The sequence below is a fragment of the Lysinibacillus capsici genome, assembly GCF_020217405.1.
Classification (GTDB): Bacteria; Bacillota; Bacilli; order Bacillales_A; family Planococcaceae; genus Lysinibacillus; species Lysinibacillus capsici.
In genome coordinates this window covers 3,147,389-3,169,161 of sequence record NZ_CP084108.1, presented here as the reverse complement: position 1 = coordinate 3,169,161, position 21,773 = coordinate 3,147,389, and the positions used below count along the sequence as shown (strand labels likewise).

17 protein-coding genes are annotated in these 21,773 nt (G+C 37.0%); 9 read left to right on the top strand and 8 right to left on the bottom strand.

All coding sequences use genetic code 11. The features are described from left to right. Positions 1-11: 11 nt before the first annotated feature. Genes LCP48_RS15580 through LCP48_RS15565 form a run of 4 tightly spaced genes read left to right on the top strand, consistent with a single transcriptional unit; the run spans position 12 to position 5,512 of the window. A complete protein-coding gene (locus LCP48_RS15580; protein WP_004227188.1) occupies positions 12-2,054 on the top strand; it encodes a hydantoinase/oxoprolinase family protein in 2,043 nt (680 codons plus the stop codon). After that, positions 2,054-3,808, top strand: coding sequence for a hydantoinase B/oxoprolinase family protein (locus LCP48_RS15575; protein ID WP_004227191.1), 1,755 nt, complete (start codon positions 2,054-2,056; stop codon positions 3,806-3,808). Before LCP48_RS15580 ends, LCP48_RS15575 begins: the two co-directional genes overlap by 1 nt. Before the next feature lie 2 nt (positions 3,809-3,810). Then, the gene (locus LCP48_RS15570; RefSeq protein WP_004227194.1) at positions 3,811-4,128 is read left to right on the top strand and encodes a cupin domain-containing protein; all 318 of its coding nucleotides are present in this window, start codon (positions 3,811-3,813) and stop codon (positions 4,126-4,128) included. 58 nt (positions 4,129-4,186) lie between these two features. After that, a complete protein-coding gene (locus LCP48_RS15565) occupies positions 4,187-5,512 on the top strand; it encodes a purine-cytosine permease family protein (protein ID WP_004227197.1) in 1,326 nt (441 codons plus the stop codon). Positions 5,513-5,696: 184 nt separating this feature from the next. Here the strand turns inward: LCP48_RS15565 and LCP48_RS15560 are convergent, their stop codons facing one another. Continuing rightward, positions 5,697-5,876, bottom strand: a complete 180-nt coding sequence (locus tag LCP48_RS15560; RefSeq protein ID WP_004227198.1) for a hypothetical protein — start codon at positions 5,874-5,876, stop codon at positions 5,697-5,699. A 232-nt stretch (positions 5,877-6,108) separates the two neighbouring features. Here LCP48_RS15560 and LCP48_RS15555 point away from each other — a divergent pair, with 232 nt between their 5' ends. Beyond that, positions 6,109-6,735 carry a hypothetical protein gene (locus tag LCP48_RS15555; RefSeq protein WP_004227202.1) on the top strand — a complete coding sequence of 209 codons (627 nt, stop codon included), beginning with the start codon at positions 6,109-6,111 and terminating at the stop codon, positions 6,733-6,735. Positions 6,736-6,791: 56 nt separating this feature from the next. Here the strand turns inward: LCP48_RS15555 and LCP48_RS15550 are convergent, their stop codons facing one another. From LCP48_RS15550 to LCP48_RS15540, 3 genes are all read right to left on the bottom strand, one after another. Then, positions 6,792-7,328 (bottom strand): tubby C-terminal domain-like protein, encoded by a 537-nt coding sequence (locus tag LCP48_RS15550; protein WP_004227203.1) that lies wholly within the window; start codon positions 7,326-7,328, stop codon positions 6,792-6,794. Between the two features lie 154 nt (positions 7,329-7,482). Beyond that, positions 7,483-8,742, bottom strand: coding sequence for a dicarboxylate/amino acid:cation symporter (locus tag LCP48_RS15545; RefSeq protein WP_009370130.1), 1,260 nt, complete (start codon positions 8,740-8,742; stop codon positions 7,483-7,485). 264 nt (positions 8,743-9,006) lie between these two features. Continuing rightward, a complete protein-coding gene (locus LCP48_RS15540; protein ID WP_004227208.1) occupies positions 9,007-10,056 on the bottom strand; it encodes a TRAP transporter substrate-binding protein in 1,050 nt (349 codons plus the stop codon). Between the two features lie 111 nt (positions 10,057-10,167). On the opposite strand from LCP48_RS15540, the gene LCP48_RS15535 reads away from it, so the two are divergent. Both LCP48_RS15535 and LCP48_RS15530 read left to right on the top strand, forming a co-directional pair. Next, on the top strand, positions 10,168-11,748 hold the full coding sequence (locus tag LCP48_RS15535; protein WP_039884643.1) for an ATP-binding protein: 1,581 nt from the start codon (positions 10,168-10,170) through the stop codon (positions 11,746-11,748). 18 nt (positions 11,749-11,766) lie between these two features. After that, a complete protein-coding gene (locus LCP48_RS15530) occupies positions 11,767-12,468 on the top strand; it encodes a response regulator (RefSeq protein ID WP_004227213.1) in 702 nt (233 codons plus the stop codon). A gap of 46 nt (positions 12,469-12,514) precedes the next feature. Here LCP48_RS15530 and LCP48_RS15525 read toward each other — a convergent pair whose 3' ends face one another. From LCP48_RS15525 to LCP48_RS15510, 4 genes are all read right to left on the bottom strand, one after another. Then, complete coding sequence (locus LCP48_RS15525; protein WP_004227216.1) at positions 12,515-13,483, bottom strand: 4-hydroxy-3-methylbut-2-enyl diphosphate reductase; 969 nt, start codon at positions 13,481-13,483, stop codon at positions 12,515-12,517. Positions 13,484-13,559: 76 nt separating this feature from the next. Further along, entirely contained in the window at positions 13,560-14,054 is a 495-nt protein-coding gene (gene vrrA / locus LCP48_RS15520) for a VrrA/YqfQ family protein (protein WP_004227219.1), read from the bottom strand. Positions 14,055-14,214: 160 nt separating this feature from the next. After that, the gene (locus LCP48_RS15515) at positions 14,215-14,922 is read right to left on the bottom strand and encodes a response regulator transcription factor (RefSeq protein ID WP_009370132.1); all 708 of its coding nucleotides are present in this window, start codon (positions 14,920-14,922) and stop codon (positions 14,215-14,217) included. Continuing rightward, complete coding sequence (locus LCP48_RS15510; RefSeq protein WP_225340364.1) at positions 14,915-17,620, bottom strand: sensor histidine kinase; 2,706 nt, start codon at positions 17,618-17,620, stop codon at positions 14,915-14,917. The genes LCP48_RS15515 and LCP48_RS15510 overlap by 8 nt, the downstream gene beginning before the upstream one ends. Before the next feature lie 373 nt (positions 17,621-17,993). On the opposite strand from LCP48_RS15510, the gene kdpA reads away from it, so the two are divergent. Together kdpA and kdpB are read left to right on the top strand one after the other, a co-directional pair. After that, a complete protein-coding gene (kdpA, locus tag LCP48_RS15505) occupies positions 17,994-19,688 on the top strand; it encodes a potassium-transporting ATPase subunit KdpA (protein ID WP_009370135.1) in 1,695 nt (564 codons plus the stop codon). A 15-nt stretch (positions 19,689-19,703) separates the two neighbouring features. Continuing rightward, the gene (kdpB, locus tag LCP48_RS15500) at positions 19,704-21,767 is read left to right on the top strand and encodes a potassium-transporting ATPase subunit KdpB (RefSeq protein ID WP_009370137.1); all 2,064 of its coding nucleotides are present in this window, start codon (positions 19,704-19,706) and stop codon (positions 21,765-21,767) included. Positions 21,768-21,773: the final 6 nt, after the last annotated feature.

Below are 21,773 nucleotides of genomic sequence, written 5' to 3'. Positions count from 1 at the left end.
GGGTGAATGGAATGAGAGTCGCAACAGATATTGGGGGTACATTTACAGATTTAGTGTATGTTGATGAACATGGAAATTTCGGCTATGAAAAAAGTAATACAACTCCTCCAAATTTTGAACAAGGAGTCATTGATGTTATTAAGAAAAGTGGAGTGGATCAACAGCATTTAGAAATGTTTATTCACGGCACAACGGTTATTATCAATGCTTTAACTGAGCGTAAAGGGGCAAAGACGGGTCTAATTACAACTAAGGGATTTAGGGATGTGTTGGAAATTGCTCGTGGAAATCGACCTGATTTATTTAATGTTAAGTATCAAAAACCACAGCCATTTGTAGAAAGGTATTTACGCAGAGAAGTAACTGAAAGACTTAATTATAAAGGACAAGTATTAGCAACTCTGGAAATTAATGAACTAGAAGAAATAGTTGAATATTTTAAGAAGGAACAGGTTGAGGCCATTGCAATCTCTTTTTTACACTCCTATGTTAATAACGAGCATGAAAAAGCAGCTGTAGAAAAAATAAAGGAATTGTGGCCAGAAGTTCAGGTATCCGCTTCCAGTGAAATTACACAAGAGTGGCGTGAATATGAACGCACTAATACAGCGGTTTTAAATGCTTATGTACAACCAACTGCAACAACTTATATTGATCGACTTGAGCAAAAATTACAAGATACTATTGAAATAGAGCAAAGTTATATTATGCAGTCAAATGGTGGTACCACTAAATTTGATAATGCGAAGCGTTTACCAATTAATATGGTAGAATCAGGCCCAGTTGCTGGTATTTTAGGTGCAGCGGTACTCGGTGAATTACTAGGAGAAAAAAATATTATTGCTTTCGACATTGGTGGAACAACAGCAAAATGTTCATTGATTGAAAATGGCGAAGTAAAAGTTTCAACAGATTACTATATCGAAAAAGATACTCGACGTGCAGGTTATCCAATTAAAACACCAGTTGTTGATATTGTTGAGATTGGTAACGGTGGTGGTTCCATTGCATGGATTGATGGTGCAGGTTCATTAAAAGTAGGGCCTCAGTCAGCGGGTGCTCGACCAGGACCAGTTGCATATGGTCAAGGTGGAACAGAGCCGACTACAACGGATGCAAATTTATTAACTGGTAGATTATCACCGAAGAACTTTGATTACTCGGTGAATTTGAACAATGTAAAAAATGCGATTGAAGAAAAAATTGGGAAACATTTTCATATGTCTGCTGAAGAAGCTGCACTTGGAATTATTCGTATCGCCAATTCCAATATGTTAAATGCTCTAAAGTTGATTTCTATTCGTAAAGGTCATAACCCTCAAGACTTTACCTTGATTGCATTTGGTGGGGGAGGTTCGATGCACGCACCTGCTTTAGCTTTGGAATTAGGTGTTAAAAAGGTTATTATTCCAATTGCATCACCAGTGTTTTCCGCATGGGGGATGCTCATGACAGATTTACGTCATGATTATATTCAAACATACATTAAACGTATGAATAATCTTGATTTAACAAAAATGAATTCAATATGGGCAAATATTGAACATCAGGCATTCCAACATTTCCAAGAAGAAGGTATGGACAAAGATCATGTATTTTTCCAACGCTATGCAGATATGCGTTATCTAGGTCAGGAGCATACTGTGAAGGTACCTGTAGAGGGCGGTGAATGGAATCAACGAATGTTAGATAAAGCGATTGCAGATTTTAATTTATTACATGAAAAGAATTTTACATTTAAACTACCAGAAGCGGAGACAGAAATCGTTAATATCCATGTGACGGCCTTTGGGAAGGTTGGTAAACCTAAATTAAAAACGATTGAGCGTCAAACTAGCTTACAAGATGCATTAATAGAACAACGCAATGTTTATTTTGAAAATGACGGCTGGGTGAGAACAAATATATATGATCGTGAGCTATTACCTATTGAAATGAAGATAAATGGTCCTGCTATTGTGGAAGAAAGAGCTGCAGCTACTGTAATCTATCATAATCAATCACTCTATATAGATGCTTATGGAAATATTGTCATTGAAAAGGAGGAAGCGTAATGACTGTAATCAATCCGCAAATTGATCCATTTACTTTAGAAATTGTGAAGGATGCATTGCTATCTGCTGGAGATGAAATGTTTGTAGCTTTAGCACGAACTTCAATGAGTCCCATTATTTATGAAGTATTAGATTATGCGAGTGGCTTAACAGATTCAGAAGGTAATTTATTAACTCAGGGTAATGGTGTGACAGGTTTTATCGGCATGCTCACTTTTATGGTAAAAGAAACGTTAAATAAATATCCAGGAGATAAATTAAAAGAGGGAGATATCATTATAATTAATGATCCCTATCAAGGCGGTGGTTCACACCTTTCAGATGTTGGACTCGTAATGCCAATTTTTTATAAAGGTCAATTAATTGCTTTTTCAGCTAATAAAGCTCATTGGACTGAAGTTGGAGGGAAAGATCCAGGTTCATTTACTAACGATTCTGTTGACATATTTCAAGAAGGGCTACAGTTTTCATGTATCAAACTTTATGACGAAGGTAAATTGAATGAAGCACTTGTTGAAATAATACGTTCAAATGTGCGGTTCCCAGATCTATCTTTAGGAGATATGTTTGCACAAGTTGCAGCTCTTCGAACAGGAGAAAAACGAGTAAGGGAATTGTGTGATAAATACACATTAGCTACCATATTGGCAGCAATTGAATATCATTTAGATCATGGCGAAGCAATGGCCAAGCAGGAGCTTGCTAGCTTACCTAAAGGAGAATTTTACGCAGAAGATTTTATTGATACGGATGGGATTGGTAACGGACCATTTCCAATAAAAGTGAAAGTGACAATATCAGACGATGAATTTATTTGTGATTTTAGGGGAAGTTCTCCTCAAGTACCTGGACCAATGAATTGTTCCTATACAGGTTTAGCATCAGCTGTACGTGCAATCTTCTTAGCTATTACAAATCCAGCGCAGGATGTAAATGATGGTGTGTTTAGACCACTAAAAATAATTGTTGATCCTCAATCAATTATGTCTGCGGAAAGACCAGTACCTGTGTCCAATTATTTTGAGACCTTGCTTGGCAGCTTAGATTTAGTATGGAAAGCCTTGGCACCGCATATACCGAGTCGATTAACTGCTGGTCAGTTTTTATCCGTTTGTGCTGTAACGTTAAGTGGTACACATCATGATACAGGAGAGCCATTTTTAATTGTTGAACCATCAGTAGGTGGATGGGGTGGTGGAAACGATGCTGATGGAGCCTCTGGTCAATTCTGTTTTTCGGATGGTGAGACGTATAATGTGCCAATTGAGGTAGCGGAAACTCGCTACGGTGTGTTAATTGATGAATATTGTTTAAGAGAAGATAGAAATGGAGCAGGGGCTGGAGAATACATTGGGGGTAAAGGAGTAATCAGATCCTATAGAGCCATGACGGACAATCAAGCAATAACAGTGACCTTTGGTAGGAATAAGTTTTTACCATGGGGGATTAACAATGGACATGAAGGTTCGCCGAATGAATTTTATGTAAAAAAAGCGAATGGCCAGGTAGATGGACCATTCGGGGTCTATCCAAGATATAAACTAGATAAAAATGATGTGGTTCAATTAATGACTGGCACGGGTGGAGGCTATGGAAATCCACTTAAACGTCCAGCGGAACAGGTAGCACATGATGTGAAAAATGGCTATTTTTCAAGAAAAGAAGCAGAAGCTATTTTTCATGTTCTTGTAGATGAGTCAGACTACAGCTTTGAAGAAATGCCAGAAAGAAATCTAGTAGTAAAGGGAGAATAACTATGATTATTAAAGAAGTATCACAGAAAGATATTGTTCAACAGAATCTATTTCAAGACAAATACAACGATAGCCAAATAAAGTTTGGCTTTGTCCAAATAAAACCAGGAGAGCGGTTACCATTAGAAGGGACAACTTCTCATTTAGAAAATGAGTACTCCTTTATTGTAAAAGGTACTTTAACTGGAGAATCCGGTGGGGAAAATTACCGAATTTCACAAGGAGAAGCTTCCTATATTCCTGCTGGAGAACCTCATTGGTGTAAAAATGATAGTGATGAAATGGTTGAACTTGTCTATGCGCTATTGGATATAAGATAAAGAGATTTAATAGAAAACAAGCTACAAATAAACACATACAGTAAGGGGGTTAAGTAAAATGAAAAATGAAGTCAAGACAGAAAAAACATCTATGCTTGGGAAAGATCCTGCATTAACACCAATACCAGAGAATGATCGTCAACATTGGATTACACCAACAATGATATTTGGTGGGCTTGAATTTACCATTCCTGTTTTAATGGTAGGAGCAAGTTTATCAGCTAGTTTCGGATTAGGTAAGATTTTTTTAATATTGATCATTGCTTTATTTGTTTTTCAATGGCTTGGTAATGCATTACAAGGATATATCGGTGCAAAAACAGGGCTACCTTCTTCAGTTATTGCCAAAACAAGCTTTGGAACGGTTCAAGCTAAGTTAATAGTTGGATTGACAATATTTATTGTTTCACTTGGCTGGTGGGCATTACAAACGGCTGTTGCTGGAAATGCCATTGCTGCTATGTTTGGGATTGACTATAAACATGACTGGTTAGCTTGGGCAATAGTCACGACAGTGGCAGGTCTTCTTTTTGCTGTACCTTCCATTATTGGCTATGGTTCAATGAAGTGGACAGATTATTTAGCTGTCCCATCGGGTTTATTGTTAATTGTTGGTGGTATTTATTTAGCATTAAAAAATACGGGCTGGCAGACAATTGCATCTTGGAGTCCTGAACCATCGATGACCATAATGGCAGCTATTAGCCTTGTAATTGGTGTCAATGTGTCACAATGGGTAATTGCTTCTGACTACACTCGTTACGCAAAGCCGACTTGGAAAGACAATTTTATTATTCCAAGTGGGATAGTTTTAATTGGATTCCCTCTATTTATTGTAGGAGCCATCATGTCTGTGGGTGTGGGAGATCCTGATATCGTGAATGTTATGATGAATTTAGGTTTTCCAGTTTGGGGTTTCCTCATCTTATGGTTAGCTACTTGGACATCTCAATTGGTTAACAATTATAGTATGGGATTAGCGTTAGCCAATGTTTTAAATGTGACATCAGGTAAGGGACGTGCGTTACTCACATTTATTGGTACCATAATTGCCATAATTATTGCTTTAATGGGCATTCTAGATTACTTTACAGACTTCCTATATTTAACGGCTTTGCTCTATCCAGCTATAGCAGGTGTTATGTTTGCTGACTTCTTTTTAATCCGTAAAAGACAATGGGTTGAAATAAAAGGATGGAATTGGATGGCTACGATTGCTGTCGTTGCAGCTGTTATGATTGGGTACTATTTCCAATATGTGAATCCAATGGGCTTACCTGCAGTACTATCTTTATTTGTTTCGATCGTTATTTATTTAATCGCAATGAAAGTAAAGAAACAAGTGGCCCCTGATCAATTTACAGGAAATAATCTATCGGATTAGGGATCAATCAAAGGATACTGGAGGATCATTTTTGATGGTAGTTCCATATTAAAATAAAATGCAACTTTATAATGGAAATCGTAATAGGAGTAGAGATTTTTCCTATGAGTTTCAAATTAATAGAACGCCACTTTCAGTAATACTATCAACATGAAAGTGGTCCTTTTGGATGAGACAGCTACCATTAATGTTTGATTTCTTCAATGACTTTTTCTTTTAAATCATTCTCCATAGAAGATAGTTTTACTGTATTTGTGAGGCGTTCCTTTAATTCTTTATCAGTCATAATGCCACGTTCTTCTAAAATTTGTATGAGCAGATTTAATGTAAGCATATTTTTAATATCCGCTGCTTTTGATTCCATATAAAACCCTCCAAAATGATAGAATTACTACCTCTTAAGTGTACTCCTTTTTGAGAAGCATGGCACAGAAAGGACAAAAACAAGCAAATTTATTTCGTGTCCCGGAATATGTGGGTGAAAATAAGCAATCCAATGACAAGCTGTTCGATGAGATAAATTTGATAGAACAGGACCATGAAAACAGTGAATATTGTTTTGAATGGGGTCATACCTTCGTAACAGGAGGGATTCAATGGTCAAACGATTTGGGTTCGTTATAGGATTGTTAGTCGTCATCATATCTCTATTGATCCTGTTTGATAAAATAAAAATAGATAATAAATCAGAAACAACAAAAGAGGGACAACCGCTTATTACAAATGAAGAGTTGAGCCTATCTAGATTGAAGGATAAGCTTCTTGAAAAGTATGTTGGCATTGATGTCAAAACGACTGCAGAAAAGGAATTGGTGATCCAGGTTGTAGGCGAAGAAGACTATTTTCAGTCCGTCAAAAAAGACATGGAATCCATTGCAAAAAATGTGATTAAAACCTCGACATTAAAAGACTATCCAATTGTTTTTGAAAGATGGGAGTTTACTTCATTGCTTGATGACAACAAAATGCTGGGGGCTGATATTAACCTGTTGATGGAAGATTTAATCACAGGTTTAGAGGCTTTTGATGTATACGAATATTTAGTCATTGAAAATCGAACAACCATTACGATTCAAACAACGATCAAGAGCACCACTCATGAAGATTTACAGTTAGCTATGAGGATGGAACAGGCCATTAAGAAGATTTTACAAACAAATGCATCACCAAATCAGTCTTATGTCATTAACATATTAAATACACAGCGGGAAAAACTAAATTAGCGATCTTAAGTCATAACAAAGGCATCGAGAAATAACGCTCGATGCCTTTGTTATGGCTATGTAGTGAATGCAAAGAGTGCTTGATAAAGGGTTGCGAGGAGTGCAACAAAGTGCATATCGTCCGTATGGAAAAGCTTAAACTGTATACCTGTCAGTACTAGTTCAGTTTCCATAGAGCTTGCACTAGCAATCTTTTCATCATTGCAATATAAATAAGCAGTAGAGGTAAAATCCTTTTCAAAACGAAATTCTAAATCGTCCATTGTAAATGAATAAGAGGATTCTAATAATTGCACTGTTTTCCGTTGAATGGGTATCAAGCTACCATCAGGCATAACAATTTGATGGCTGACTCCTTTTGTTAGCAGGGTAGGTTGTACTTGAAAAAGTGGTACACCTAATGTAGTGCGTGTCTCATAACGGAATGGTAATGTTTGCTGTGCAGCTACCAGCAAGACAGCATTCAGTACTTTACCAGCAGAGGTACGTTCCATTTTTTGAAGTACACATACTGCTTCGTTGTGTTCATTCACGATTGGAATATCAGTAAAGCTTTTAAAGCCCTTCGGATAGGTAAGTGTAAATGTTGTCATAAAGAGACCTCCAGTCATTATTGATACGAGTATGCAGTCGAGGAGGTTTCAAGAAACTAGCTCTATGGTGTTTTTTATTTACATACCTCTCTATAAATAAATGAACAGGCTGCTGAAGTAGCAAATTATTTCGCTTTCAGCAGCCCTTTTCTTTTTATGATATTTGGGTATGACCAGACAGAGCTCGCTTTTCCTGCTCTGTATCAAATTCTTTTTCCATTTTTGACACGACCACTGTTGCGACACCATTACCAATTAGATTTGTAACAGCACGTGCTTCTGACATGAAGCGATCTACGCCGATTAAAAGGGCAATCCCCTCTACTGGGATCATCGGGAATGCTGCTAATGTTGCTGCAAGTGTAATAAAGCCAGAGCCTGTTACACCAGCTGCCCCTTTAGAAGTAAGCATTAAGATGGCTAATAACGTAATTTGATGCCAAACATCTAAATCCACACCATAGGCTTGCGCAATAAAGATCGCAGCCATTGATAAGTAAATGGATGTTCCATCTAAGTTAAATGAATAGCCTGTAGGAATCACTAGCCCTACCACTTGCTTTGAACAACCATAGTTTTCAAGCTTACGCATCATGGAAGGTAATGCAGATTCAGATGAAGATGTTCCGATAACGATAAAGATTTCATCTTTAATGTACTTGATAAATTTAAAAATACTAAAGCCAAAATAATGGGTAATCAATCCAATAATCACAACAATAAAAATGAACATTGTAATGTAAACAGATAGCATTAAAAATCCTAAGTTTCCTAATGATTTAAGTCCAAAATTTCCGATTGTATAACTCATAGCACCAAACGCACCAATGGGTGAAATTTTCATCACCATGTTAACGATTTTAAAGAAAATATCTGCTACTTGCTCGAAAAATTTAATAACAGGTTTAGCTGGTTCTCCAATCGCCGCAGCAGCTAGTCCAAATAAAACAGCTGAGAACAAGACTGGTAATAATTCACCATTTGCTAAAGCACCAACTACATTTTCAGGAATAATTTGCATAATAAATGCACCTAAACCATGTTCTGCAGACGCCGCTTCGGTATATTGTGAAACATCAGCGCCGCTTGCTGCATCTGTATTAAAACCTTTACCTGGTTGAACAATATTGACAACGATTAAGCCAATTGCAAGGGCAAAAGTTGATACAATTTCAAAATAAATTAAAGCTTTTCCACCAATTTTACCAACCTTTTTGACATCCCCCATGCTACCAATGCCGATTACGACTGTTAAGAAGATAATTGGTGCTATTAACATTTTAATAAGTTTAATAAATATATCCGCCAATATTTTGAGCTTTGCCCCGAATTCTGGGAATGTTGCTCCGACGATAATCCCTAGGACAATGGCGATCAATACTTGTACTGTTAAGTTTTTAAAATTTATCCGCATATAGTTCTCCCCCTACAACATCTATGAATATTGTGTGAACGCTTTCATGTGGTTATCATAGCTGAAATTTTCCGACAATAGTGTTTATGACCGTAATGGTTGTATTGTTCATTTTGTTCATTCTGAGAGAAGGGGGGATTAAAGCTAGTAATGTCAAGGGTTTGAAGCTGTTTTATAGTAGTTATGAGATTTTGGAATCTATTATAATACAAAAGAAAAAATCCTTACGTTTTGTAAGGATTTTTTCATTAATGAACAAAAGTATTAGGGAGCAACGATTTTTTCAATCTCTGCTAAGACATGATCGTTTTGAATATGACCTCTATAAAAATCATAAACAGGTACAAGTTGTTCCTTAAAGCGCTGTCTTTCTTGAGGACTCATTGTATATACATCAAAATCATCTAGCTGTTTCAGCTTGTCCATATCTTGTTCATTCATAAGTTCAGCCTGCTCAAATTGCCAATCGGTTGTTTCTTTCATAGCATCCAACAGCTGATGCTGAATTTTGATAGGTAGTGAATTCCAAAAGGTTTCATTCATTAATACAGCATAGCCTAAAATCCCATGCTGGGTGATAGTCATATGCTTTTGTACTTTATAAAAACCCTTTGAATAGATATTAGAAGCGGTATTTTCTTGTGCATCAATGGCATGCTTTTCTAAATCCGAAAAGACCTCACTAAAAGAAATAGGTACAGGTGTTGCATTGACCACTTCAAATTGCTTTTCTAATGTTTTACTTGGCATCGTACGTACTCGTAAGCCCTGTAAATCTTCAAATGTATGTATAGGCTGCTCAACAGAGGTTAGATGCTTAAACCCATTGTACCAAAAGCCAAGCCCTTTAATATGGAACGGCTCTAGCTCATTGACCAATTGTTCACCAATAGAACCCGTTAGGACTTCCTTTACTTGTTCATTTGTATTAAATAGAAAGGGTAAATCAAGCACCTGCCAATTAGGTACATAAGCTGTCATTTTAGAAAAAGTAGGGATGATCATTTCCACTTCTCCCTTTTGCAATGCCTCAAATTCATTTTCATCATTAAATAAAGAGGAGTTGGAGTAGACATGTACTTTGACCTTCCCGTTTGTTTTTTCTTCTACTAGCTCAGCAAATTTGTTGGCAGCTTGACCTTTAGGGGTATTTTCAGCGACGACATGACTTAAATGAATGGTTATCTGCGTGTCTAAACCCTTTTGCTCATCATCATAGGGAAGTGGCTTGGCGAATAGTAATCCTTGTTGAACACTGATAGTGAGGATTAACACAAGCACAGTTATAATCGTTCCAATAATAAATTTTTTCATTGTATACACCCAATTAATTCGTATTTTCTGATGTTTTTGTTATTCTAACATATGGAGTAAGCTAAAATATAGTAGAAGGGAGGCGGTCAGTTGAAATTTCAGAAGTTATCCATGCAAAGAAAAATTATGTCTCTGACTTTTTTTATTCTCATGCTTTCCTTTAGCATTGGCGGTACTTTTTTGTTAGGTTTTGTCATGAATGAGCAAAAGACTAAGCTAAGTGATCAAGCACTCCTTGTAGCAAAAACCGTCTCACAGCTTCCTGAAATAAAAACATATATTGCTAGTGAAAATTACTATGATGCCGTACAGCATATTAATCCTGTTGTAGAAGAAATCCGTGATATCAATGGGGCAAAATATATTGTTGTTCTTGATATGCAACGACGAAAATATTCTCATCCTAATAGCCAGGAACTTGGTCGAATATCACAATCTGGCGATTTAAACGCTGCTTTTTCAGAGCACTACTATACGTCGATTGCACGTGGGGAACATGGTAATATGGTTCGTGCGTTTGTTCCGATTATGAATCGTGAAGGACACCAAATAGGAGTTACGGTAGTAGGTTACAGTGTTCTTACGGTAGTGGAGTTACTGCAAACAATGCAAACCGAACTAATGATTACTGTTCTATTATCGTTACTATTTAGTGCATGGGGAGCACGAACATTGGGGCTTCATATGAAAAAACAAATGTTTGGGTTAGAGCCGCATGAAATTGCCAAAATGTATGTAGAACGTACAGAAACGTTTAATGCCATGCACGAAGGCATCATTGCTATCGATAATGATTTGACCATTACGATTTTTAATGAAAAAGCCTGTGATATCTTAGGCGTTTATGAAAAACCCTCTACATTGATAGGACAGAAAATCTTTCATGTCTTGCCAGATACACGACTTCCTGAAATTTTAGAGCTGGATCAGCCGTTATTTAATCGTGAGCTGTATATTAATAATCATAGTATTATGAGTAATCGAATTCCGATACAGGTTAATGGCGAAACTGTTGGGGCAGTAGCCATGTTTAAAGACCGTACGGAAGTGAAAAAGCTTGCAGAAGAATTAACAGGCGTTAGAGCATTTGTCCAAGCCCTTCGTGTACAAACACATGAACATAAAAATAAACTGCATACGATAGCCGGTCTTTTACAGCTAGGTCATCATGAACAGGCACTTTCTTACTTAACACAAGTGAAGGAAGAGCATGATGAAATCACTAATTTTTTAAACGAACGAATAAAAAATGAAAATATTTCTGGGCTATTGCTCAGTAAAATTTCCTACGCGAAGGAACAAGGAATTCGATTGGAAATTGACCGTGAAAGCCGATTAACATCATTTCCAGCTAATTTGGATCATCATGATTTCGTCATTCTCTTTGGTAATTTGATAGAAAATGCATTTGATGCATTAAAGGATGTACAGGTCGAGGAGAAGGTGATTCATGTTTCTGTGGATGAAGATGATGACGTATTAGCTATATTAGTAACTGATAATGGTGTTGGCATGACGGAAGAGGTCAAGCAGCACATTTTTGATAATGGTTATTCTACAAAAGAGAAAAACTACCGTGGAATAGGGTTATTTTTAATAAAGGAAATCGTCGAAAAAGGACAGGGTGACATCGAAGTCATTACTGAGCCTAACAAAGGAACAAGTTTTTTAATCACCTTTTATTATTCTTAATGGGATGGAGGGCTAGCAGTGGCACAGATCAGAGTATTATTAATTGAGGATGACCCAATGGTACGAGAGGTAAATCGTCAATTTATTGAAAAGGTAGAGCATTTTCAAGTGGTTGGACAGGCACCTAATGGATTAGAAGGTATTACGCAAATTTGTCTTCTGAAGCCTGATTTAGTTTTTATGGATATTTTTATGCCAGAGCAAGATGGTATTACAAGCTTACGCAAAATACGTGAGCTCGATCTACCAGTAGATGTTATTACCGTGACGGCTGCAAATGATATGGAGACAGTGAAACAGATACTACATCTAGGTGTTTTTGATTATATTATGAAGCCCTTTTCTTTTGAACGTGTTAAAGGGACACTTGACAATTATTTACGCTTTAACAAGCAAACTCAAACAGAACGTGAGCTCACACAGGGAGAATTAGATCAGTTATTTCATTATCGTGATGGACAAACCATATTGGATCAATCTGTTACATTGAAATCCGAGAAAAATCTCCCAAAAGGTTTTAATCGTACAACACTTGAAAAGGTTGTGCACTTTTTACAATCGGTGGATGGTGCTTCAGCAGAAGAAGTAGCCAGTGGAATTGGCATTGCCCGCGTAACAGCTAGAAGATATTTAGATTATCTTGAAAAACAAGAGGAAATTACAATGGATGTCCATTATGGTGGCATTGGGCGTCCTATAAACTATTACTTTAGTAAATAAAGAAAATCCTGATTGTCATTATGCAATCAGGATTTTTTGCGAGTAATTAATAAGGCATGATTTTATCAACAGGTGTTGCTGTCTTAATCTTTGGCAGAATTTTATCTAGTGTCACTGTACGCTTAATCTCGTGTGTAGATGGATCATTTTCATCAAATTGATCAAGGAAGTTAATAACCTCTTTTACAATTGGCGTTGGCGTAGAGGCACCTGCTGTTACAGCAACGATGTTGATACCTTTTAACCATTCTACTTTTAGCTCTGAAACATCTGCAATGCGATAGGATGGTGTTCCTGCAATTTCTACAGAAACTTGTGTTAAGCGGTTCGAGTTATTGGATTTAGGATCACCAACAACAATAAGTAAATCTGCTTCACCTGCTTGCTGAGCAACAGCCTCTTGACGGACTTGTGTAGCTAAACAGATCTCTTTGTGTACCTCAATATGTGGGAATTTTTCTTTTAAACTATCCATTAAATGGGCGACATCCCATTGGCTCATTGTCGTTTGATTTGTGACAAGTAATTTATCATTCGTTAATTGTAAAGCATCAATATCGTTAGAAGACTGAACTAAGTGGACATGATCCGGGGCAACGCCAATAGCACCCTCTGGTTCGGGATGTCCTTTTTTACCAATATAAATAATGTCATAGCCTTCTGCTGATTTTTCACGAATTAAATCGTGGGTAACTGTTACATCAGGACATGTAGCATCAATGGACACTAAGCCTTTTCGCTTCGCAATCTCACGAATTTCCGGTGAAACACCATGTGCTGTAAAAATGACAGTACCTGTTTCAACTTGTTCAATAATTTCTAGGCGGTTATCACCATCTAACGTGATGATACCATCCTCTTCAAACGCATCTGTGACGTGTTTATTATGCACAATCATCCCTAAGATGTAGATAGGTCTTGGTAATGTTTTATCAAGTGCGGCGTTACGAGCGATCACCATCGCATCCACAACACCGTAGCAATAGCCACGTGGATTAATTTTTAATACTTGCATGGTGGTTGTGACTCCTTTCAAGCTTACCTATCTACATTATAACGGACAGTGACAGTGAATACAAAGAAACGTTCATTTACATTGGTGGTTGGAAAATACGTGGTTTAGATGGAAGTGGCTCGGGCGGCGTAAATGATGCACTTTGCCTAGATGACCGTCTACTTCCAGCAGCCTTACTATCGCTTCCTGCTGCTTCAGTTGCTCCACCGCCAGCGGAAGGAAGTCCTTGGAATCCTTTATACAATTTTAAGAGTGATGGAATATTTTTCACCATCGGCATAGCTTGTTGGATATAAGGGGTATAGGTTTTGGCTGTATTAAATAAACTATTGGCTTGCTGTAAAAATGAACCGACTTTCGAAGCTTCTTGCACAGGTGGCATCGGCATTTGCCCTCCAAATGAACCTATTCCATTAGCCATTGGAAAGCCGCCTGGAATTCGTGGTTGAACAGGGAAGCCTCCAGGCGGGAAAAAGGACTGTGGCGACATCTGTGGAGGTGTTTGCATGGGCATGGGCATTCTCATGCCACCCGGATACATTGGGTATGGATAAGGTGGTCGAAATACCATAATGATCTCCTTTCTACTTGTTTTTCATTGATGACATACCTGACTATAGCTATGATATGCAAAGGCTAATAGGAGGGTTCGATAAAGCTAAATAAAATCAAATGTAATATGGAATTTGTAAAGTAGAAGTCCAAATACAACTAGACCTTAGGTTCCAAATTTATTCATCCTCTTCATGATAGCGAAGCATTCGATAGCCTATCCGTACATGTGTCTGAATAAGTTTGGGCTGTGCTGGATTAACTTCTATTTTTTTTCGAAGTGTAGCCATAAATACTCGTAAACTTGGAACATCTGATTGAAGAGCATTCTGCCAAATTTCCTTTAAAATATAATTATGTGTTAGAACTTTCCCAACATTTTTGGATAAAACAATTAAAAGTTTATATTCAATCGGTGTCACATGTATTTCTTTTCCATTTACAAATACTGTATGATCAACATAATTAATTTGAAGATAACCATTTGTGAAAATGGGATTCTCTTTTTCAAGTGGTTGTTCATAGGCCATTCTTCTTAAGGCAACCCGAATTCTAGCTAATAATTCTTCCACACTAAATGGCTTTGTTACATAATCATCTGCACCTGCATCCAAAGCATTAATTTTATCATGTTCTTCTCCACGAGCACTTACGACGATAATTGGTGTTTGATTCCAACTTCTAATTTTTGTGATTAGTTCTACGCCATCTATGTCTGGTAGACCTAAATCTAAAATAAAAACGTCAGGTTTTATGGTAAGAGCCTTTTGAAGTGCACTACTACCATCACGTGCAATGTCGTATTCATAATGGTTTGTCGCTAATGTCATTTTAATTAAATTGGCAATGGCTACATCGTCCTCTACTACAAGAATTCGTTTACTCATCAAATTTCATTACTCCTTTTTTCAGTGAAAAGTTAAAAATCGTTCCTTGAGGTTTATTATCTGAAACGTTTATGCTGCTACCATGTAATTTTAAAATTGTTTGACAGAGTGCCAAGCCTAAACCAAGACCTCGTCTACTATCGCTGCGTTGTACTTTTCCAGTTGTAAATGGCTCAAACAAGCTACTTTTTAAAGCGTCATCGATTCCAGGCCCATTATCAGAAATACTAAAACTTACGAACCCATCAGATTCTTTCACTATAATAGAAATGGCACTGCCTGATGGGGTGTAAGTCAATGCATTATCGATGATATTAATGAAAACTTGTATGATTAATCGAGCATCCATTACAGCAAATAAAAACTCAGGTTTAATTTCATAAGATATTTTATGTGTATTGTTGTGACGAACAACATGGGAAAGTGCCTCTTGAATAATATCTTCTACTAGTTCAATTTGCATTTCTAACGCAAATTGCCCATCCTCTAACTTAGATACAGCTAGTAAATTTTCAACCATTTGTACAAGCCATTTTGAATTTTTATAAATATCTTCATATAATTTATTTTTTTCAATCTCTGGTATTCGTGGTGCATTGTTGAGTAATATATCTGCATTTCCAGAGATAGCAGTGAGTGGTGTCCTAAGGTCATGAGAGATTGCACGTAAAAGGTTAGCTCGCATCTGTTCCATTTCAGCTTCTCGCGCTACTTCCTCATTAAGTTTCTGTAAATACCATTTATCCAAGGCGAATGAAAAATCATTAATAATGGCGTGCAAAATATTGCGCTCAAATGCAGGCAATGGGGAGACTTTAGATAGGGCAATACCTATAACACCCTTCACATCTCCATTAGAGATTACAGGTATATAATAAGCGTTCACTTCAGGAAATATGTCTGTGGATACACCTGCTACATGCCTATTATTTGTCACCCAACTAACAACACCACATTCATTTGGATTATCGAAAAGTACAGCTATTTTTTGATTTTCACTACTAGACATTGTTTCAGTACGAAAGAAAGAGGATTTCTCCACTACCTGGTTATTGATTTCGAAAAATTGTACAGGCTTTTCTACTAATTTAACAATTTGAGACATGCCTTCAACTATTATTTCTTCCATAGACTTAGCATGTTGAAGCCTACGATTTGTTTCAAGGAGTACCTCCATTCGATAAGATTTACGAATGGCTATTATGGTTTGCTCCTTTATCTTCTTTGTTAAGCTACTCGTAATTACGCCAGAGATAAACATGATAAAAAATGTCATTGGATAGTCACGATGATAAGCATCAAATGAAAATCGAGGCTCTGTAAAAAAGTAATTAAAAAGTAAGACAGCAATCATGGAGTTAATAATACTCATCATCGATCCTGTTGACCAAATAGCAAGGATGAGGACGCCTAAAATGTAAATTGTAATAATGTTTGACTCGCTTATACCAATTGTATATAGATATAAGCCGACAACTGATATGAAGCAAAATACGATAAACATTTTGAACAAATCAAGCCATTCAAATGATAATTTATTGCTTATACTAGGAAAATAAAATGGTTCATTTTCTTGATCTGGTACGATGTGTAGAGCTAAGTTCGGAACAAATTCGTTCAGGCGGTCACTTATTTTTGTGCTAGGTCGCCACCATTTTTTCCTCATACTGGTTCGTCCGATAACAAGTTTGGTGACCCCACTAATTTGAGCATAATTAGCAAGGGCTGCTGCTACGTCGTCTTCTTGAACAATGACGACATGGCCGCCAAGCTGTTCAACAAGTTTAATGTGTTGTTGTAATCGTTCAGAATTTGCACTATTTCCTTCATTCTCCTGCAGGTTTTGCACATAAAGAGCAGTAAATTTACCGTGTAATGCTTGTGCAAGTCTTGCAGTGGTTCTAATAACTTTTGCATTTGTAGGAGAGCTACTGATACCAACTAGTAGGTGTTCTTCAATTTGTACAGGGTGTTTGACAGATTCATGGTTGTTTAGTTGCTTATAGTTAATTGTATCCGCTGCTCTACGTAATGCGATTTCTCGTAATGACACTAAATTTTGTTTGCGGAAAAAAGAATGCAGTGCTTTTTCCGCTTGTTGCTTTGCATATACTTTACCTTCTTGTAGGCGTTGTACTAGCTCATCTGGTTCAATGTCTACGACTTTTATTTGAGATGCTTGATCAATTAAGTAATCAGGGATACGCTCTCGTACTTTAATATCAGTAATTTCTTCTACTAAGTCATGAAGGCTTTCAATATGTTGAATATTTACAGTTGTATAAACATGAATCCCCTTTGAAAGTAGTTCTTCAACATCTCCAAAACGCTTCTTGTGCCGCATTGTTGGAACATTCGAATGTGCCAATTCATCGATAAGAACAATTTCTGGCTTGCGTTGCAATATGGCATCAATATCTAATTCATAAAACACTTTTTCTCTATAGGTTATTTTTTTCGTAGGAATTTGCTCAAGCCCTTCTAGTAAAGCTAACGTATCTGGACGAGGATGTGGTTCTACATAGCCAACCACCACATCTTTACCTAATTTTTGAGCTTGATGGGCTGCATCTAACATTGCGTACGTTTTACCTACTCCAGCAGCATAACCGAGAAAGATTTTTAAATTCCCTACAATTTGTTGCTCCTGTTGAAGTCTTGCTAAAAACATCTCAGGAGTTGGACGTGTATTTTCCATCCTCGTTCACCTCATTTGTATTATAGCGTTAACTCCCATTAAGAAAGTATAAAGATTTTGCCTCTTTATGCTTTCTTAATAGAAAAGTAGATTTCCTAACACTACATTAATTTGAAAGTGAGTATGATGAAAACAACCTAAATGAAGGAGGGGTATTATATTGATGGACTTTTATATGGTTGTATTGCTACTGATAAGCTTTGGAAGTATTTTGTCATTAACCACATGGTGCTTCAAACTAGTGGATGAGCAATAAGGAGGAAATAGAAATGTGGATTTTTATTGGAATTGTACTTGTGTTCTTGTTTGGTTATCTAGGGCATGCATTACTTTGTCCTGAAAATTATTAAAGGCTGTTAGGAGGTAATGCACTATGTGGCAAATAGCCATCGTATTAATTATTTATTTACCGCTCGTTATCTTAACTGGGCATTATCTATATCGGGTAACATTACACCAAAAAACTTGGCTTGATCCTATTCTAGACAAAGTTGACGCAGCCATTTATAAATTGTGTGGTATTAAACAAGTAGATATGAATGGTAAAGAATATGTACTTTCATTAATACTTTCAAATGCATTTATGGTTTTTATTGGATATATTTTGTTACGCATTCAAGCTTTACTGTTTTTAAATCCAAATAATATTAGCAGTATGGAAGCTACACTTTCATTTAACACGATCATTTCTTTTATGACGAATACAAACCTTCAACATTATAGTGGTGAATCTGGACTCAGCTATTTATCACAGATGCTAGTCATTATCTTCATGATGTTTACATCTGCAGCTACGGGTTATGCAGCTTGTATGGCATTCTGTCGTCGTCTTGTTGCAAAAACAGATACTATTGGGAATTTCTTTATTGATTTTATTCGTGTTATTACGCGTATTTTAATGCCTATCTCCATCGTTGTTGCCATTATCTTAGTTTCTCAAGGGACACCACAAACCTTGAGTGCAAATAAAACAGTACAAACGATCGAAGGAAAATTACAAGATATTGCACTTGGACCTGTCGCTTCTCTAGAATCAATTAAGCATGTAGGTACGAATGGTGGGGGCTTTAACGGAGCCAATTCAACAACACCTTTTGAAAATCCAACCGTTCTCTCAAATATAGTGGAGATGTTATCGATGATGCTATTGCCGGGCGCTTGTGTAGTTGCCTTTAGTTTGATGATCGCTAGTAGAAAAAAGAAAACTATTTTTGGAAAACAAGGTTTAGCTATTTTTGCAGCAATGAGTATATTGTTTCTACTTGGATTAGTGACTGTGTACATAGCAGAGAAGGCTGGTAATCCAATGATAATTGAACTCGGTATAACCCAGGAGCTAGGGAGCATGGAAGGGAAAGAAATGCGTTTTGGAGTAGTACAATCAGCATTATTTACCACTGTCACTACCGCGTTCACAACAGGATCTGTTAACAATATGCACGATACATTGACGCCTCTTGGTGGTCTAGTACCGATGTTTAATATGATGCTAAATGTCGTTTTTGGTGGTAAAGGGGTCGGCCTGATGAACATGATGATGTATGTTCTACTAACAATTTTTATTGCCTGTTTAATGATTGGGCGATCTCCTCAATTTTTAGGTAAAAAGATTGAAGAGAAAGAAATGAAGTTAATTGCACTATGCATTTTGATTCATCCAGCTATTATTTTGCTATTTTCAGCACTAGCAGTTGTAACACCGTCAGGAATAGCAGGAATTACGAATCCAGGTGCTCACGGATTATCACAGGTTTTATATGAATTTGCCTCAGCCTCTGCCAACAACGGCTCAGGGTTTGAAGGGTTAGCAGATAATTCCACATTTTGGAACGTAACAACAGGACTTGCCATGTTCTTTGGACGATATTTAACCATAATCATTCAACTGGCGATTGCGTCTCTACTTGCCAAAAAGTTTTGGCACAGTGATTCAATAGGAACATTAAAAACGGATAATACTACTTTCACTTTTTTACTTGTGGCTATCGTTTTAATGATTGGTGCGCTAACATTTTTACCAGCTTTAGCACTTGGTCCAATTACAGAGCATTTACAACTTTATTCTTAATGGAGGAGAGAGCATATGGAAACAGTAAAAAAGAGTTTTTTGACAAGTAAGATGCTGAAAAATGCCATGATAGATGCTTTAAAGAAGTTTAGTCCCACTTATATGCTAAAAAATCCTGTTATGTTTGTTGTAGAAGTAGGATTTTTGTTTGTGCTGCTATTAGTTCTTTTTCCAAATATGTTTGGGAGTGTAGTAGAAGAACACGCTCGATTATACAATGGAATAGTTGCTAGCCTACTTTTTGTTACAATTCTATTTGCTAATTTTGCAGAGTCAATTGCAGAAGGAAGAGGTAAAGCACAAGTTCAAACTTTAAAAAAAACAAAGACAGTGACACAGGCTCGTGTTTTGCTTCATGATGGTACGGAAATCCTTAAACAGGCCAATGACCTAAAAAAAGGAGATATTGTATTAGTTCAAGCTGGAGAGGTAATTCCAAATGATGGAGAAGTCATTGATGGCATTGCAACTGTGGATGAATCAGCAATAACAGGTGAATCTGCCCCTGTTGTAAAAGAACGAGGTGGAGATTTTTCATCCGTTACGGGTGGTACAACGGTTACGAGTGATTGGTTGATGATTGAAATTACTTCATTGCCTGGTGAATCATTTCTGGATAAAATGATTACGCTAATTGAAGGGGCTAGCCGTAAGAAAACACCAAATGAAATAGCCCTTAATACACTTCTAGTAAGTTTAACAATTATCTTTCTGTTAGTGGTAGTGTCCCTCTATCCAATGACTATGTATTTGAATGTGCCAATTTCTATCGCAACATTAATAGCACTTACAGTTTGTTTAATTCCTACGACGATTGGTGGATTATTATCCGCAATTGGTATTGCTGGTATGGATAGGGTAACACAATTTAACGTCATCGCAATGTCTGGAAGAGCGGTGGAAGCCTGCGGAGATGTGGATACATTAATCTTAGATAAGACTGGCACGATAACATATGGCAATCGAATGGCAGCTGAGTTTCTACCAGTAAAAGGAGTTGTCAGGGAAGAGTTAATGCAAGCTGCATGGCTTAGTTCTCTAACAGATGATACACCTGAGGGAAAATCGATCTTAACGCTTGCTTGCGAATTAGGGGTGAATACGGACGGTGAAAAAAACATTATCCAAACAAGTAAACATATTCCCTTTACTGCACAAACACGAATGAGTGGCTTAGATAGGGTGGATGGCACAAAAATTCGAAAAGGTGCCTACGATACAATAAAAAGAGAGAGTTTGAAGGCAGGGTACAGTATTCCTTCAAATTTAGAGTTGCTGGTTCAACAAGTATCTACAGTAGGGGGGACGCCTCTGGTCGTAGCACTGAATGATAAGATTTTAGGCGTTATTTATCTTAAGGATATTGTCAAGGCTGGACTAAAGGAACGTTTTGAACAGCTTCGTGAAATGGGAATTAAAACCATTATGTGTACAGGAGATAATCCACTTACTGCAGCAGCCATTGCAAAGGAAGCTGGGGTAGATAGCTTTATCGCAGAAAGCAAACCTGAGGATAAGATTCAAGTCATTAAGGATGAACAGGCACAAGGGAAGGTAGTAGCAATGACTGGTGATGGTACAAATGATGCACCAGCGTTAGCGCAGGCCAATGTCGGGCTTGCAATGAATTCAGGTACAAATGCAGCAAAAGAAGCAGCTAACATGGTTGATTTAGATTCAAACCCAACTAAAATTATTGAAATTGTAGAGATAGGGAAGCAGCTTCTGATGACTCGTGGCGCTTTAACAACATTTAGTATCGCTAACGATATAGCAAAATATTTTGCCATCATACCTGCTATGTTGATGGTGGCTGTGCCTGAGATGAGCGCATTAAACATAATGAAACTTAATTCTTCAACAAGTGCGATTATTTCTGCCTTAATTTTTAATGCAATCATTATTCCTTTGTTAATTCCAATTGCAATAAAGGGTGTAACGTATAAACCAATGAGTGCTACAAAACTTTTGAATAAAAATTTATTCGTCTATGGTATAGGTGGTATTATAGCCCCTTTTATTGGGATTAAGTTAATTGACATACTAGTTGGTCCACTATGCCGTAGTTTTGGGCTATAGGAGGAA

What these genes read in the sequence shown, in the direction of transcription:
- LCP48_RS15580 (WP_004227188.1), top strand. Translation starts at nt 12, where the DNA reads ATGAGAGTCGCAACAGATATTGGGGGTACATTTACAGATTTAGTGTAT.
- LCP48_RS15575 (WP_004227191.1), top strand. Translation starts at nt 2,054, where the DNA reads ATGACTGTAATCAATCCGCAAATTGATCCATTTACTTTAGAAATTGTG.
- LCP48_RS15570 (WP_004227194.1), top strand. Translation starts at nt 3,811, where the DNA reads ATGATTATTAAAGAAGTATCACAGAAAGATATTGTTCAACAGAATCTA.
- LCP48_RS15565 (WP_004227197.1), top strand. Translation starts at nt 4,187, where the DNA reads ATGAAAAATGAAGTCAAGACAGAAAAAACATCTATGCTTGGGAAAGAT.
- LCP48_RS15560 (WP_004227198.1), bottom strand. Translation starts at nt 5,876, where the DNA reads ATGGAATCAAAAGCAGCGGATATTAAAAATATGCTTACATTAAATCTG.
- LCP48_RS15555 (WP_004227202.1), top strand. Translation starts at nt 6,109, where the DNA reads ATGGTCAAACGATTTGGGTTCGTTATAGGATTGTTAGTCGTCATCATA.
- LCP48_RS15550 (WP_004227203.1), bottom strand. Translation starts at nt 7,328, where the DNA reads ATGACAACATTTACACTTACCTATCCGAAGGGCTTTAAAAGCTTTACT.
- LCP48_RS15545 (WP_009370130.1), bottom strand. Translation starts at nt 8,742, where the DNA reads ATGCGGATAAATTTTAAAAACTTAACAGTACAAGTATTGATCGCCATT.
- LCP48_RS15540 (WP_004227208.1), bottom strand. Translation starts at nt 10,056, where the DNA reads ATGAAAAAATTTATTATTGGAACGATTATAACTGTGCTTGTGTTAATC.
- LCP48_RS15535 (WP_039884643.1), top strand. Translation starts at nt 10,168, where the DNA reads ATGCAAAGAAAAATTATGTCTCTGACTTTTTTTATTCTCATGCTTTCC.
- LCP48_RS15525 (WP_004227216.1), bottom strand. Translation starts at nt 13,483, where the DNA reads ATGCAAGTATTAAAAATTAATCCACGTGGCTATTGCTACGGTGTTGTG.
- vrrA (WP_004227219.1), bottom strand. Translation starts at nt 14,054, where the DNA reads ATGGTATTTCGACCACCTTATCCATACCCAATGTATCCGGGTGGCATG.
- LCP48_RS15515 (WP_009370132.1), bottom strand. Translation starts at nt 14,922, where the DNA reads ATGAGTAAACGAATTCTTGTAGTAGAGGACGATGTAGCCATTGCCAAT.
- LCP48_RS15510 (WP_225340364.1), bottom strand. Translation starts at nt 17,620, where the DNA reads ATGGAAAATACACGTCCAACTCCTGAGATGTTTTTAGCAAGACTTCAA.
- kdpA (WP_009370135.1), top strand. Translation starts at nt 17,994, where the DNA reads ATGTGGCAAATAGCCATCGTATTAATTATTTATTTACCGCTCGTTATC.
- kdpB (WP_009370137.1), top strand. Translation starts at nt 19,704, where the DNA reads ATGGAAACAGTAAAAAAGAGTTTTTTGACAAGTAAGATGCTGAAAAAT.